Genomic DNA, 14221 nt, shown 5'->3' with positions numbered 1-14221 from the left:
TAAAGTGTTAAAAAAGAAAGGGGAATTTCTATGATAGAAACATGGCATAAAGAGTTGGAAAGTTTGTATAACCAAATGGTTTCGTGGCGAAGAGATTTTCATCACTACCCAGAGCTATCGTTTCAAGAAATAGAAACACCAAAAAAAATAGCTGCAATCTTAAAAAGTTTTCATATTGATGTGAAAACAGATGTCGGGGGAAGAGGAATCATCGGCGTAATTGAAGGTGGGAAATCTGGGAAGACAATCGCGTTGCGTGCTGATTTTGATGCACTACCTATTCAAGATGAAAAGAAAGTTTTATATAAATCAAAGGTTCCGGGCGTAATGCACGCTTGTGGCCATGATGGACATACAGCAACACTTTTAGGAGTTGCAAAAATATTAAGTGATCATAGAGACCAGATTTCTGGAAAAATAGTTCTTATACACCAACATGCAGAAGAGAAAGAGCCTGGCGGGGCTATCGCTATGATTGAGGATGGTTGTTTAGAAGGAGTAGATGTTGTTTTTGGTACGCATTTATCTTCTCAAATGCCTGTAGGAATTGTTGGTGCGAAAGCAGGAGCAATGATGGCGGCAGCTGATTCTTTTGAGGTGAAGGTTCAAGGGCGAGGTGGTCACGGAGGTATGCCGCATCATACTGTAGATGCTATTATTGTTGCAACACAAATTATTAACCAGTTGCAACTGTTAGTTAGTAGAAAAGTCGATCCACTGCAATCCGTAGTTTTAACAGTTGGTACATTCCATGCTGGTCAGGCGGATAATATTATTGCGGATACTGCTACGTTTACAGGAACCATTCGAACGTTAGATCCTGAAGTAAGAGAATATATGGAGAAGGAATTTAGACGAGTTGTTGAGGGGATTTGTCAGTCTCTTCAGGCTGAAGTTAATATTCAATATAAACGTGGCTATCCAATATTAATAAATCATGTAGAGGAAACGAGTCATTTTATAGAGATTGCAGAACGTGATCTTGGAAGAGAAAGGGTCATTGAAGTGCCGCCGATTATGGGTGGTGAAGATTTTGCATACTACTTAGAGCATGTTCCAGGAGCATTTTTCTTCACAGGTGCGGGTAATGAAGAAATAGGAGCAACATATCCGCATCATCATCCTCAATTTGATTTTGATGAACGTGCAATGTTAGTTGGTGGGAAGTTACTTTTAAGTCTCGTAAATAGCTATTTACGAAATGGAGATGAATCTCTTCGTACTGTAGATATGGATGTGAAAAAGTAATTTACATAAATAAAAAACAGCAATAGGTTATATAACCTATTGCTGTTTTTTATTATTTTTGCAAAGGAATAGCATCAAAATATGTCCTGTAGTTATCGGAAAATTCAAAGTTGTTTTTGCATCCCAATTAATGGACCAAGACATTAGACCACGAAATGCAGGGTAGCTATTCTGGTTAGAAAGCTTATACTTTCCTCCGAAAGGAACGCCTTTAATGATATAATCTAAAGCTTTTTTCATTTCAGTTGGAGAAATATACCCGCCACTTGGAGCTGCTGCTGGTGCCGCCGGAAGTCCAATCATTACTTGATCTGAACGAAGAGCTGGGAAAATATTATTTGGATTACCGCCTACAGGAAAGCCATGTAAGAGCATATCTGCCATCGCGACCTCGTAGTCTGCGGTTCCTTGATTATAATTATTACCGTCCATCCCAATGCCGCTACCAGCATTATAGTGTTGAACGTGAATATAAGTTAGTTTGTCTTTCACTCCGTAAATAATTGGTAAATATGCACCCCATATGCTTCCATATGCGCTATACCCGCCTTGAACATAAGCTGTTTCAGGGGCCATGCTTAGTAGGAAATCTGGGCCGTAATGGTCTGAAATCGTTCGAATTGCTGAGATAAGATTCACGATTTGAGGAGTTGTTGGGTTTTTAAAATTAGTGTCATTGCCGTTTAAGTAAATACCTGATTCAAGGTCAATATCTATTCCATCAAAACCGTATTTATCGATTAGAGATTGAATGGAATTAATAAAACGTTGTTTAGCAGCATTGTCAGGAAGTAAAACGACTCCATTTTGTCCACCTATTGAAAGAACTACTTTTTTTCCTTTACTTTTTAAATAGGAAATATCAGATTTGAACTCTGCATCTGTACCATACACAGGGGAAATTTCAACAGTGGAACGATCACCACCAGTTTCACCGAAAGATACATTTATTACATCCCATTTTGGTGAAACATCTTTTAATTTAATAATGCCAGTACCGTTATCAAAGTTATGCCAATATCCAACGAGTAATTTTGATCCTAAATTGTTTGCTGCTTTTGTTTGGAAGGGAGCTAGCGGTAGCAGTAAGAAAATTACTAACATACAACAAATAAATTTGAACTTGTTTAACATATCAACACTCCTATACAAAAAGTTGTCTAGATGTATAATCTTGTTTCTTTGATAATATCTGAAAATTCTATCTTTTGTTAGGTTTAATAATTTTCTCAACAATTGTGTATGGAAAATTATTAAACCTAATGTAATAATTTATGAAGGAGGTGGATGTGCATTTTTAAAATTCAGAATATTTTGATATTTTTAGAAGTGTAAGACAAGGTTTTTTGCATAATACTCTTACATAAATTTCAAAATCAAGTTTGGAAGGGGATGTACAAGAGGTGGATAAAAATCTTAAGAAAGACCTAAAAATACGCCACATTACGATGATCTCAATTGGTGGCGTAATAGGGGCTGGTTTGTTTGTTGGAAGTGGTGCAGTTGTACATTCGGCCGGGCCAGGTTCTATCGTTTCATATGCATTAGCAGGACTTCTAGTCATTTTCGTCATGAGAATGTTGGGCGAAATGGCAGCTATTAACCCGACAAGTGGTTCATTTGCAACATATGCACGAGAAGCTATTGGCCCATGGGCGGGGTATACAATTGGGTGGCTATATTGGTTTTTCTGGGTAATTGTTATTGCAATAGAAGCCACAGCAGGTGCTGGCATTATTCAATACTGGATTCCAGACATCCCACTCTGGTTATTAAGCCTAATATTAACGATTTTATTAACGTTGACGAATGTTTTTTCAGTGAAATCATTTGGAGAGTTTGAATATTGGTTTTCTTTTATTAAAGTAATAAGTATCGTCTTATTCCTTTGTCTTGGACTTGCTGTTATTTTAGGATTTGTACCAGGAACGGAAGCACCTGGCACTTCAAATTTAGTAGGACAAGGGGGATTTATGCCAAATGGGATAAGTTCGGTGCTGCTTGGAATTACCGTCGTTATATTTTCATTTATGGGGTCAGAGATTGTAGCGGTAGCGGCTGGTGAGTCTGCTGAACCTGTAAAAGCAGTAAAAACAGCAACAAATAGTGTAATTTGGCGTATTCTCGTATTTTTCATTGGATCTATTGCTATAGTCGTTACACTCCTTCCATGGAATTCAGCAAACATACTAAAAAGTCCATTTGTAGCAGTACTTGAACATATAGGAATACCAGCGGCAGCACAAATTATGAATTTTATCGTTTTAACAGCTGTACTCTCTTGTTTAAATTCGGGCTTATATACAAACTCAAGAATGCTTTTTTCGATGGCAGAAAGAGGAGATGCTCCAAAGGTATTTTTAAAATTGAACAGTAGTGGTGTTCCAGTTCGAGCAGTTTTATTTGGAACTTTCTTCGCTTATATTGGAGTTGTTTTTAGTTACATATCTCCAGATAAAGTATTTTTATTTTTAGTGAATGCATCTGGTGGGATCGCGTTACTCGTTTATCTCGTTATTGCAGTTTCGCATTTAAAGATGCGTAAAAAAATGGGAAAAGTAGAGCAAAGAAATTTGAAAGTGAAAATGTGGCTTTTCCCATATGTAACGTATGTTACAATTGCTGCTATTATAGCAGTTTTAGTTGCAATGCTTGCAATTGAATCTTTACGTTCACAGGCACTATTAACGATGCTAGTTACTGTTCTTATAATAATTTCTTATTTTATTTTCAATAGAAACAAAAATAGTACAGTGTTGAATCCTAAGAGTAAAAATGAAGAATCCGTTCGATTCTAATTTATTGTTTTTGAAGAGAGTTACACCCAATCATTGCTATAAAAGAATCATATATAAACATAGAAACGAGTAATTACTATTGTCATAGTGAATATAAACTTTTTTCTTGACTTTTTATACGAAGGCGAGCAAAATGGTAAAAAAGGAAGGGGGGATGATGATGGAAGAGTACGTATTAGAGCTGTATAACCTGTTATATACGACAGAATGGCAAGATATTGTTTCGTTTCTAGGAATAGTATTTTGCATGAAAATTGTAATTGTATATATGGAAGAGCAAGGTATGTTCTATTCCTTCTCATCCCCGTTCGATGTGCAGCGCGAGCCGTTGCTGAACTATGCCAAGGTGAATTACGAACAAATTCCTTTTGTTCTATTCTTTATGATTCGATTTATAACAGCAATTGTAAAGAAGAAAGAAAGTGATGATGAAGAGTGCCACGTAACTTGTAATATAGCTAACGTTTTTTAAGCTAAATACAAGGAGGAGATTTATATGTGGTTTCGATTTCTTATGATTGGTTTCTTTTCATTAACAGCAATTTCATTAATGGGATATCAAGTATCTGAAATTTTTCAAGCATATAGCAATACGTTTTTTAACAAAAACTAATTGCATTGCTATTTGAATAATAAAGCGATAAAATCCTTCTTAAGAAGTTTTATTAAGAAGGATTTTTTTCTTTGTCTTGTCTTACTGTGTCAAACTATTGTCACATTTACACTGTGAATAATATGTTAAAATAGTGAGGTTACGTATACATATTTGAAGGAAGAGGGAGTGACCATTTTGGTGGATCAATCAACAAATCAGAAAAGCTATGCTCCTATTGTGATAACGCTTTCTGTAATTGTAAATGCGATTATTTTATTTTTGTTCTTTGGACCTGTTGGCTATGAAGGAGAAGTACATTTTGATGTAACGATTTTACCAATGTTAAATGCAATTTTTAATAGCTTTACGTTCGTATTCTTATTAGCAGCTTTATACTCTATTATTAAAAAGAATGTGAAAATGCACCGTGGTTTCATTCTTGCGGCATTCACGACGACTTTGCTATTCTGTGTTTCGTATTTATCGTATCATTACTTGGCGCCAGCAACACATTTTGGCGGGGAAGGATTTATTAAATATGTGTACTTCATCATTTTAATTACACATATTATCCTTGCGGCAATTATTGTACCACTTGCATTGTTCGCACTTGTATTTGGTTTTACGAATCAATTAACACGTCACCGTAAAATTGTACGATGGACGATGCCAATTTGGCTATATGTAAGTCTATCTGGTGTTATTGTTTACTTAATGATCTCACCTTATTATCAATAAAAAATCTCAGCCCTAAAGGCTGGGATTTTTTATTAAGCAAATATTTTTGTGAAATGAAAAAAATATGGTATACAAAAGTATAGTTGCTTTTTAAATAGAAGGGATGGTAAAAAGATATGCAAAATTTTGTATTTCGTAATCCGACAAAACTTATTTTCGGTAAAGGACAATTAGAGCAGTTAAAAACTGAAATTCCACAGTTCGGTAAAAAAGTTCTTCTCGTATATGGAGGAGGTAGCATTAAAAGAAACGGTATATATGATAATGTAATTTCTATTTTAAAAGATATAAATGCGGAAGTATTTGAATTGACTGGTGTTGAACCGAATCCTCGTGTATCAACAGTAAAAAAAGGGATTCAAATTTGTAAAGAAAATGGTGTCGAATTTATTTTAGCAGTTGGTGGAGGAAGTGTAATCGACTGTACGAAAGCGATTGCCGCTGGTAGTAAGTACGATGGAGATGTATGGGATATTGTAACGAAAAAAGCATTTGCTAGCGAGGCATTACCATTTGGTACTGTACTTACTCTTGCAGCAACAGGATCTGAAATGAATGCAGGATCTGTAATTACAAACTGGGAAACGAATGAAAAATACGGCTGGGGTAGTCCGGTTACTTTCCCGCAGTTTTCAATCTTAGATCCAGTTCATACTGCGTCTGTACCGAAAGATCAAACAATTTACGGTATGGTAGATATTATGTCACACGTATTAGAGCAATATTTCCATCATGGAACAAATACAGAACTACAAGATCGTTATTGTGAATCTGTTTTAAGAACAGTAATTGAAACAGCTCCTAAGCTTTTAAGTGATCTAGAAAATTATGAGCATAGGGAAACAATTTTATATTGCGGTACTATGGCGTTAAACGGCATTTTAGCAATGGGAGTAAAAGGAGACTGGGCAACTCATAATATTGAGCATGCAGTTTCTGCTGTTCATGACATACCGCACGGCGGCGGCCTTGCAATTCTATTCCCAAATTGGATGAAGCATGTTATAGATGAAAATGTAAGTCGTTTTAAGCAGTTCGCTATTCGTGTATTTGATATAGAAACAGATGGCAAAACAGATAAAGAAGTGGCGTTAGAAGGAATTGAGGCACTGCGTCAATTTTGGACTTCAATTGAGGCACCAGTAACATTATCTGATTATACTATTGGAGAAAATGAAATTGATTTAATGGCGGATAAAGCGATGGCTTATGGTGAATTTGGCAACTTTAAAAAATTAAATAAAGATGATGTTTTAAGCATATATAAAGCTTCTTTATAAGTGAATCGAGAGAAGAAACCTATTTGATTATTGTATCAAATAGGTTTCTTTTTGTTATTTATAATCGTTTTTGGTTGTTGATGATTATTTTTGAGTGTTTGTGGTTGATTTTTGCGATCGTTTTCATTATACTGTAATCAAAGAAGAGGTGAGTAAAATGTTAACTCCTGAACGTCATCAAATGATATTGCAACTTGTAAAAGAACAGAAAGTAGTTAAATTACAGCAATTAGTTGAAAGAACAGAAAGCTCTGAATCAACAATTCGTCGTGATTTAGCGCAATTGGAAAAACAAAGGTTATTAAAAAGAGTTCATGGTGGTGCCTCTGTTTTAACAGGAAAAGGACAGGAGCCAACGATGGTTGAAAAATCATCCAAAAACATTCAAATAAAACATCAAATTGCTAAGTATGCAGCTACTATTGTGGAACAAGGTGATTGTATTTATTTAGATGCAGGAAGTACAACATTTGAAATGATTCCATTTCTAATAAATAAAGATGTTACTGTCGTGACGAATGGACTTATGCATATTGAAGCTTTAGTTGAAAATAATATTCGTGCGTATTTACTAGGCGGAATGATGAAGAGTAGGACGAAGGCTTTAATTGGTGCGATGGCACAGGAAAGTATGCAGAAGTATCGCTTTGATAAATGTTTTTTAGGAGCGAATGGCGTACATGAACAGTTTGGTTTTACAACACCAGATCCAGAAGAAGCGCTTTTAAAACAAATGGCATTAACATTAGCGAACGAAGGGTATTTCTTAATTGATGAAAGTAAGTTTTCAGAAGTTGCGTTTGCGAAAATTGCTAATGTTGAAGATACAAATATTATTACAAACCATTTAGAAATTGATTTAGAAAAATATAAAAGACAAACCAATGTAATTGAGGCTGATAAACAATGATCTATACAGTTACTTTAAACCCATCTATTGATTATGTAGTACAAGTTAATTCTTTCGATTTAGGAACAGTAAATCGAGCAGAGAAAGATATGAAGTTTCCTGGTGGAAAAGGGATTAATGTTTCTCGCGTTCTTCATCGTTTAGGTGTTGGAAATGTTGCACTTGGATTTACTGGTGGATTTACTGGTCAGTTTATTCAAGAGGTATTACATGATGAAGGTGTAACAACAAATTTCGTCCAAGTAGATGAAGATACTAGAATTAATGTAAAGATAAAAGGGGAAGAAGAAACAGAATTAAATGGACAAGGTCCTATTGTGACAAAAGAGCAGTTCAGACAGTTAATGAACAAAATTGAAAGTATGCAACGTGGAGATTGTGTTGTACTTGCTGGAAGTGTACCGGCTTCTATTCCAAATACTTTTTATGAATCAATTGCTGCGTTTGGAGCTGAAAAAAGTATTCGTGTAGTAGTAGATGCAAGTGGAAGTGCACTGCAACATGTAATTAAAAATAAGCCATTTTTAATAAAGCCAAATCATCATGAACTTGGTGAGTTATTTGGAGTGGAGCTTTCAACAGTAGAAGAGATTTTACCGTATGGAAGAAAATTAGTCGAACAAGGTGTAGAGAACGTTATTGTATCAATGGCCGGAGATGGAGCTTTATTATTTACGGCAGAAGGTATATATGAAGCAACTGTTCCAAAAGGTGTTGTTATTAATTCAGTTGGGGCAGGAGATTCTCTCGTTGCTGGATTTGTAGGTAAATACGAACAGACAAAAGATATTGAAAAGGCATTCCAATATGGCGTTGCAACAGGGAGTGCAACAGCATTTTCGGCAGATTTATGTAAAAAGGAAAGAGTAGAAGAATTATTGTCGCAAGTAATTGTAGTTAAGCGATAGGGGGAAGTAACATATGAAAATTACAGAACTATTAAAAAGGGATACAGTCATTATGAATTTGACAGCTTCAAATAAAGAAGCTGTCATAGATGAATTAGTTGAGAAATTAAGTGTGGCAAATCGTTTAAATAGTAAAACGGAATTTAAAGAAGCTATTTTAAAGCGGGAGTCCCAAAGTACGACTGGAATTGGGGAAGGCATTGCCATACCTCATGCGAAGACGAAGGCTGTTAAGCAACCGGCGATTTGTTTCGGTAGAAGTGTAAGCGGTATCAATTATGAATCGCTTGACGGACAGCCTGCACATTTATTCTTTATGATTGCTGCAAGTGAAGGAGCAAATAATACACATTTAGAAACGTTGTCCCGTCTTTCTACATTATTAATGGATGAAGGCTTTCGCAAGCAATTATTAGAAGCAAAGGATGAAGAGGAACTTCTTCGCTTATTTGATGAAAAAGAGAATGAAAAAGAAGAAGAAGTTGAAGTAGCGAAACCAGAAGGGGATGAACCATACGTATTAGCTGTTACAGCCTGTCCGACTGGAATCGCTCACACATATATGGCTGCTGATAGTTTGAAAGCGAAAGCGGCAGAGTTAGGGATTGCGATTAAAGTTGAAACGAACGGATCAACAGGTATAAAAAACGGTTTAACGAAAGAGGATATTGAACGTGCAACGGCCATTATCGTTGCGGCAGATAAACAAGTAGAAATGAATCGTTTTGCTGGAAAACATGTCATTCAAGTGCCAGTAGCTGATGGGATTAGAAAAACGGAAAAGCTTCTTAATCGAGCTGTCAAACAAGATGCACCAATCTTTAAAGGTGTCAAAGAGAACGAGAAGGTAGAAAGTGTTGAGAAAGAAAAAGGGTTTGGGATTTATAAACATTTAATGAACGGTGTAAGTAATATGCTTCCGTTCGTTGTTGGTGGTGGAATTTTAATAGCGCTAGCGTTTTCGTTTGGTGGTATAAAGGCGGAAGGTCCATTAGCTGAATTGTTCATGTCTATTGGTGGAGGAAAAACAGGGGCGTTTTTATTCCTTGTACCAATTTTAGCTGGATTTATTGCGAGTTCTATTGCTGATCGTCCTGGTTTTATGCCTGGTGTTGTCGGAGGATTTTTAGCGGCACATGCGAATGCTGGATTTTTAGGTGGATTAATTGCTGGTTTCTTAGCTGGATATGTTGTTTTAGGATTGAAAAAATTATTTTCAGGATTACCAGCGCAGTTAGAAGGAATTAAACCTGTTTTGTTATATCCAGTCTTTGGGTTGTTAATTACAGGAGTTGTAATGCAAAAAGTAGTAAATCCACCTGTAGTAGCATTAAATGAAATGTTAACAGGATGGTTAAATGGTTTGAACGGTACAAATGCTATATTACTAGGTCTTATTTTAGGTGGTATGATGGCAATTGATATGGGTGGTCCAATTAATAAAGCGGCATTTACATTTGGTATTGCTGCAATAGAAGCGCAGAACTTTGGAGTTCACTCTGCTGTTATGGCTGGTGGTATGGTACCGCCACTTGCAATTGCATTTGCAACTACATTCTTTAAAACGAAGTTTACAGAAGCGGAACGTAAATCTGGTTTAACAAATTATATTATGGGAGCATCGTTTATTACAGAAGGTGCAATTCCATTTGCAGCTGCAGATCCGATTCGAGTAATTGTAAGTTGTGTTGTTGGTTCAAGTATTGCAGGTGCGTTATCTATGTTATTCCAAATTACATTACCGGCACCACATGGTGGGTTATTTGTTATAGCATTAGTAAATAAACCATTGCTATATATTTTCTCTATATTAGTAGGGACAGTTATTTCTGCTCTTATGATGGGAATTTGGAAAAAGAAAGTTAAATAACAAATGAAAAAGGAGTAGCTGCTATAAGCTACTCCTTTTTATTACAAAAAAAGAGATTAATAATTGGAGAATGATGTTTTATGGTAAAAGATGTAATGGAATATGATTTTTTTGTAACAAAAAAGTAATACTGTAATTTTTTTTGGAAAAAAATTTTCATGCTTGTATGTGGAAAATATATGAAAAATATTGGAGTTTCTATTGAAAATGCATTTTATTAATATGGAAATTTATGTTACAACTCGTTAATCGTATATTACGAATGCTTTGTAATTGTGTGATTTCTAAAAAACTAAAAAATCTGTTGCTATAATGAAAATACGAAAACAAAGCAAATGGAGGCTATTCATGAAAAAATTATTAGGTATAGCAACAGCGGCAGTTTTTGGTCTTGGGATTTTTGCAGGTTCTGCGAACGCAGAAACGATTGTAACAACAGACGTATTAAATGTGAGAGAAAACCCAAATGTAGAGTCAAAGCTTGTAGGTAAAATGTTAAGTGGAAATAAATTAGATGTTATAAATACAGAAAACGGATGGTCGAAAATTAAATTAGACGGTAAAGAAGCATTTGTAAGTGCTGAATTTACTAAAAGTACGTATTATGTAACGGCGAACGTATTAAATGTTCGTGCTGGAGCGAATACTGATTCTGAAATTCTTGGTAAATTTAATAAAAATGATTTGATTGAAACGACAAATCAAGTTCAAAATGAATGGTTACAATTCGACTACAATGGAAAAGTTGCATATGTTCACGTACCATTTTTAACAGGAGAAGCACCTGTGATTGAAAAGAAAGAAGTCGTAACTCAAGAAGAACCGGCTAGAGTAAATCCGTCGGTTAAAAATAATACGGCAGTTAAGAGCAAAGAGTCTGTTAAAAATGTAGAATCAAGTAAGCCTGTAGCAAAAGAAAAGCCAGCTGCGAAACCAGTTAAGAAATCTGCTGAAACCAATGCACCTGCTGGCGGTCGTGAAATAACAGTAGAAGCGACGGCGTATACAGCAAATCCGAGTGAGAATGGTACGTATGGTGGTCGTGTATTAACTGCAATGGGGCATGATTTAACAGCGAATCCAAATATGAAAGTAATTGCTGTTGATCCAAAGGTAATTCCACTTGGATCGAAAGTATGGGTAGAAGGATATGGAGAAGCGATTGCTGGAGATACTGGTGGTGCGATTAAAGGAAATCGTATTGATGTATTAGTGGGCTCAGATGGTAGTGCTAATAGCTGGGGCCGTAAGTCTGTAAAAGTGAAAATTATACAATAGTGTATATGTATTAATTTAAAAAGCGGTTGCTTGAAAATATGTAAGCAACCGCTTTTTATGGATTATTGAAAGGGATAAATAGTTTTACCTGTAAGAATTTTATATGCACTGCAAAATTGAGTCTGCATATACTCTGTATTTTTATTTTCTGGATGTAATGTTGTTTCTTGGAGCGTAGAATGAAAAGAACGTAGCAAACAATTTAGAGCGAAGTATAATTCTTCTTGTGAACAGTTTTGTTCTTTTGTAGCAGTGGCTAAAATGAGGTCTTTTGTTAAAGATGAAAAATTGATGGTGGATTGTTTCATAGTCAACTCATCCTCTCAAAGCTATTTTTTATCATGTGTATGCAGAATTGGACAAACTATGTTCTTTTTTTATGTGAAATTTCATGTACCATGATGAAAGAACTTGCAATCGTACCGTTAAAATTGTTAAGATTGGATATAATCAATAGATGGAGTATATTACATAAAGAGAGTTGAATGATATGGGAGAAATGCAACGCGAAAAGGTTGCTGTCATCATTGGACCAACTGCTGTTGGAAAGACGAAGTTAAGTATTGACCTTGCCAAAGCGTTGAATGGCGAAATTATAAGTGGAGATTCCATGCAGATTTATCGCACGATGGATATTGGAACCGCAAAGGTGACAAAAGAAGAGATGGACGGAATTCCACATTATATGGTCGATATAAAAGATCCGGAAGATTCATTTTCCGTCGCAGAATTTCAAGAACGTGTTCGTAAACATATTCGAGAAATTACAGAGCGGGGTAAATTACCGATTATTGTTGGTGGAACCGGTCTTTATATACAATCTGTTTTATTCGATTATCAGTTTACAGATGATGCTGGTGATGCTATATACCGAGAGCAAATGGAAAAGCTAGCTCAAGAACGTGGTGTGGAATATGTACATGAAAAATTGCAAGAAGTAGATCCAGAAAGCGCGGAGCGTATTCATGCTAATAATGTGCGTCGTGTCATTCGGGCGTTAGAAATTTTCCACACGACGGGCGAAAAAATGAGTGATCAACTCGAAAAACAAGAAAACGAGTTATTATATGATGTTTCATTAATTGGCTTGACAATGGATCGAGAAATGCTATACGATCGCATTAACTTACGAGTGGATTTAATGATGGAACAAGGTTTATTAGAGGAAGTAGAAGGGCTGTATAATCGTGGGATAAGAGATTGTCAATCTATTCAAGCGATTGGGTATAAAGAGGTATATGATTATTTTGAGAATCGTGTCTCTTTAGAAGAAGCGGTATCACAATTAAAGACGAATTCACGTCGTTATGCAAAACGTCAATTAACGTGGTTCCGTAATAAAATGGATGTCACATGGTTTGATGTTACAGATGGTGAAAAAACGTCAGAAATTTTACGATACATAGAAGGAAAGTTACAACTAAAGTCGAATAATAGTAAGTAGAGAAAAAGAGGAGGATTCGACATGAAGCAATCAATCAATATTCAAGATCAGTTTTTAAATCAACTCCGTAAAGAAAATACGTTTGTTACGCTGTACTTATTAAATGGTTTCCAGCTTCGTGGATTAATTAAAGGATTTGATAATTTTACAGTCCTACTGGAAACAGAAGGTAAGCAACAGCTTATTTATAAACATGCAATTTCTACATTCGTACCACAAAAAAATGTTTCGATTGAATTAGAGTAGTAATGAATTATTGTACATAACAAAAAAAGAGCGAGTTTCTCGCTCTTTTTTTATTTGTCCTAAACAAATACATAGTGATATTTAAGCGATTCTAAATACAGTAAGGCGAATGTTAGTATTTCCTGTTGTGGGGATCGTAATCTCGTTAAGAGTAGATTGGACAGAGATGTTTGCACCAGCGGCTAACGTTTCAATTGTAGTAAATGAAAGTGAGTCGCCTATTAAATTTGAAGAGAAGTTGTCAGTTGCGACTGCTCCATTAATTGAAATTCCTACTCCAAGTGGAGCACATCCTGGCGCAGTTGTAGCGATGGATACGCTAATTACATAAATGCCAGCGTTAATAACAGTAACTGTATTTGTGCCGTTAAAGATCATATTGTTTACGTTAATTGCAGTACTAAAAATAAAGTTATTAAATTGCAGTACTGTTTGTTGAATGTTATTTGTTACAACAATTGTTGCTACAGGGAAGCTAGGTCCAGTAGGTCCAGTAGGTCCAGTAGGTCCGCCAGAAGGTCCGGTTGGTCCAGTAACTCCTATACCAGTAGCGCCAGTGGCACCCGTTGGTCCTTGGATACCTTGAACACCTTGAGGTCCCGTGGCACCGGTAGCACCAGTAGCACCTGTGTTACCTTGAACGCCTTGAGGTCCGGTAGCACCAGTAGCCCCCGTGTTACCTTGAACGCCTTGAGGTCCGGTAGCGCCAGTAGCGCCTGTGTTACCTTGAGCGCCTTGAGGTCCAGTGGCACCAGTAGCCCCCGTGTTACCTTGAATACCTTGAGGCCCGGTAGCGCCTGTATTACCTTGAGCACCTTGAGGTCCGGTAGCCCCCGTGTGACCTGGATTACCTGGAGCACCGGTAGCGCCGGGCGTGCCCGTCGCACCGGGAGGACCGGGGGGGCC

The 14221-nt window shown here is 36.3% G+C and carries 13 protein-coding genes and 1 pseudogene; 11 read left to right on the top strand and 3 right to left on the bottom strand.

Annotated features, from left to right (window positions below):
- Positions 1-30: 30 nt before the first annotated feature.
- A complete protein-coding gene (locus JDS95_RS03065; protein ID WP_000573499.1) occupies positions 31-1248 on the top strand; it encodes a M20 metallopeptidase family protein in 1218 nt (405 codons plus the stop codon).
- 52 nt (positions 1249-1300) lie between these two features.
- On the opposite strand, the pseudogene JDS95_RS03060 reads toward JDS95_RS03065, so the two are convergent.
- Positions 1301-2382: pseudogene (locus JDS95_RS03060) on the bottom strand (chitinase).
- Positions 2383-2651: 269 nt separating this feature from the next.
- Here JDS95_RS03060 and gabP point away from each other — a divergent pair.
- The 8 genes from gabP to entD all read left to right on the top strand — a co-directional run bounded on the left by gabP (position 2652) and on the right by entD (position 11625).
- Positions 2652-4046 carry a GABA permease gene (gene gabP, locus JDS95_RS03055; protein ID WP_000360094.1) on the top strand — a complete coding sequence of 465 codons (1395 nt, stop codon included), beginning with the start codon at positions 2652-2654 and terminating at the stop codon, positions 4044-4046.
- A gap of 133 nt (positions 4047-4179) precedes the next feature.
- Complete coding sequence (locus JDS95_RS03050; RefSeq protein WP_002039366.1) at positions 4180-4518, top strand: hypothetical protein; 339 nt, start codon at positions 4180-4182, stop codon at positions 4516-4518.
- Between the two features lie 318 nt (positions 4519-4836).
- Positions 4837-5379, top strand: coding sequence for a DUF420 domain-containing protein (locus JDS95_RS03045; RefSeq protein ID WP_000228316.1), 543 nt, complete (start codon positions 4837-4839; stop codon positions 5377-5379).
- 116 nt (positions 5380-5495) lie between these two features.
- Positions 5496-6659 carry an iron-containing alcohol dehydrogenase gene (locus JDS95_RS03040; RefSeq protein ID WP_001179086.1) on the top strand — a complete coding sequence of 388 codons (1164 nt, stop codon included), beginning with the start codon at positions 5496-5498 and terminating at the stop codon, positions 6657-6659.
- A 157-nt stretch (positions 6660-6816) separates the two neighbouring features.
- Positions 6817-7569, top strand: coding sequence for a DeoR/GlpR family DNA-binding transcription regulator (locus tag JDS95_RS03035; protein ID WP_000957295.1), 753 nt, complete (start codon positions 6817-6819; stop codon positions 7567-7569).
- Complete coding sequence (gene pfkB, locus JDS95_RS03030) at positions 7566-8477, top strand: 1-phosphofructokinase (RefSeq protein WP_199690278.1); 912 nt, start codon at positions 7566-7568, stop codon at positions 8475-8477. Before JDS95_RS03035 ends, pfkB begins: the two co-directional genes overlap by 4 nt.
- A gap of 13 nt (positions 8478-8490) precedes the next feature.
- Positions 8491-10347, top strand: coding sequence for a PTS fructose transporter subunit IIABC (locus tag JDS95_RS03025; RefSeq protein WP_000704652.1), 1857 nt, complete (start codon positions 8491-8493; stop codon positions 10345-10347).
- 348 nt (positions 10348-10695) lie between these two features.
- Positions 10696-11625, top strand: a complete 930-nt coding sequence (gene entD, locus JDS95_RS03020; protein WP_000734635.1) for a cell wall-binding protein EntD — start codon at positions 10696-10698, stop codon at positions 11623-11625.
- 62 nt (positions 11626-11687) lie between these two features.
- On the opposite strand, the gene JDS95_RS03015 is transcribed toward entD, so the two are convergent.
- The gene (locus JDS95_RS03015) at positions 11688-11933 is read right to left on the bottom strand and encodes a hypothetical protein (protein WP_000814420.1); all 246 of its coding nucleotides are present in this window, start codon (positions 11931-11933) and stop codon (positions 11688-11690) included.
- A gap of 182 nt (positions 11934-12115) precedes the next feature.
- Between JDS95_RS03015 and miaA the strand changes: the two genes are divergently transcribed.
- Both miaA and hfq read left to right on the top strand, forming a co-directional pair.
- A complete protein-coding gene (gene miaA, locus JDS95_RS03010; RefSeq protein WP_000504365.1) occupies positions 12116-13069 on the top strand; it encodes a tRNA (adenosine(37)-N6)-dimethylallyltransferase MiaA in 954 nt (317 codons plus the stop codon).
- 21 nt (positions 13070-13090) lie between these two features.
- The gene (gene hfq, locus JDS95_RS03005) at positions 13091-13315 is read left to right on the top strand and encodes an RNA chaperone Hfq (protein ID WP_000813896.1); all 225 of its coding nucleotides are present in this window, start codon (positions 13091-13093) and stop codon (positions 13313-13315) included.
- Positions 13316-13396: 81 nt separating this feature from the next.
- On the opposite strand, the gene JDS95_RS03000 is transcribed toward hfq, so the two are convergent.
- A partial coding sequence (locus tag JDS95_RS03000) for a Gly-Xaa-Xaa repeat protein (protein WP_199690277.1) occupies positions 13397-14221 on the bottom strand: 825 nt, incomplete at its 5' end.

It is taken from the genome of Bacillus cereus group sp. N24 (assembly GCF_016483345.1).
Classification (GTDB): domain Bacteria; phylum Bacillota; class Bacilli; order Bacillales; family Bacillaceae_G; genus Bacillus_A; species Bacillus_A toyonensis.
Note: the sequence above shows the minus strand (reverse complement) of the source record. Positions and strands in the feature narration are given on the sequence as shown.

Coding starts and splice junctions, on each gene's coding strand:
- JDS95_RS03065 (WP_000573499.1), top strand. CDS start 31: ATGATAGAAACATGGCATAAAGAGTTGGAAAGTTTGTATAACCAAATG.
- JDS95_RS03050 (WP_002039366.1), top strand. CDS start 4,180: ATGGTAAAAAAGGAAGGGGGGATGATGATGGAAGAGTACGTATTAGAG.
- JDS95_RS03040 (WP_001179086.1), top strand. CDS start 5,496: ATGCAAAATTTTGTATTTCGTAATCCGACAAAACTTATTTTCGGTAAA.
- JDS95_RS03035 (WP_000957295.1), top strand. CDS start 6,817: ATGTTAACTCCTGAACGTCATCAAATGATATTGCAACTTGTAAAAGAA.
- pfkB (WP_199690278.1), top strand. CDS start 7,566: ATGATCTATACAGTTACTTTAAACCCATCTATTGATTATGTAGTACAA.
- JDS95_RS03025 (WP_000704652.1), top strand. CDS start 8,491: ATGAAAATTACAGAACTATTAAAAAGGGATACAGTCATTATGAATTTG.
- entD (WP_000734635.1), top strand. CDS start 10,696: ATGAAAAAATTATTAGGTATAGCAACAGCGGCAGTTTTTGGTCTTGGG.
- JDS95_RS03015 (WP_000814420.1), bottom strand. CDS start 11,933: ATGAAACAATCCACCATCAATTTTTCATCTTTAACAAAAGACCTCATT.
- miaA (WP_000504365.1), top strand. CDS start 12,116: ATGGGAGAAATGCAACGCGAAAAGGTTGCTGTCATCATTGGACCAACT.
- hfq (WP_000813896.1), top strand. CDS start 13,091: ATGAAGCAATCAATCAATATTCAAGATCAGTTTTTAAATCAACTCCGT.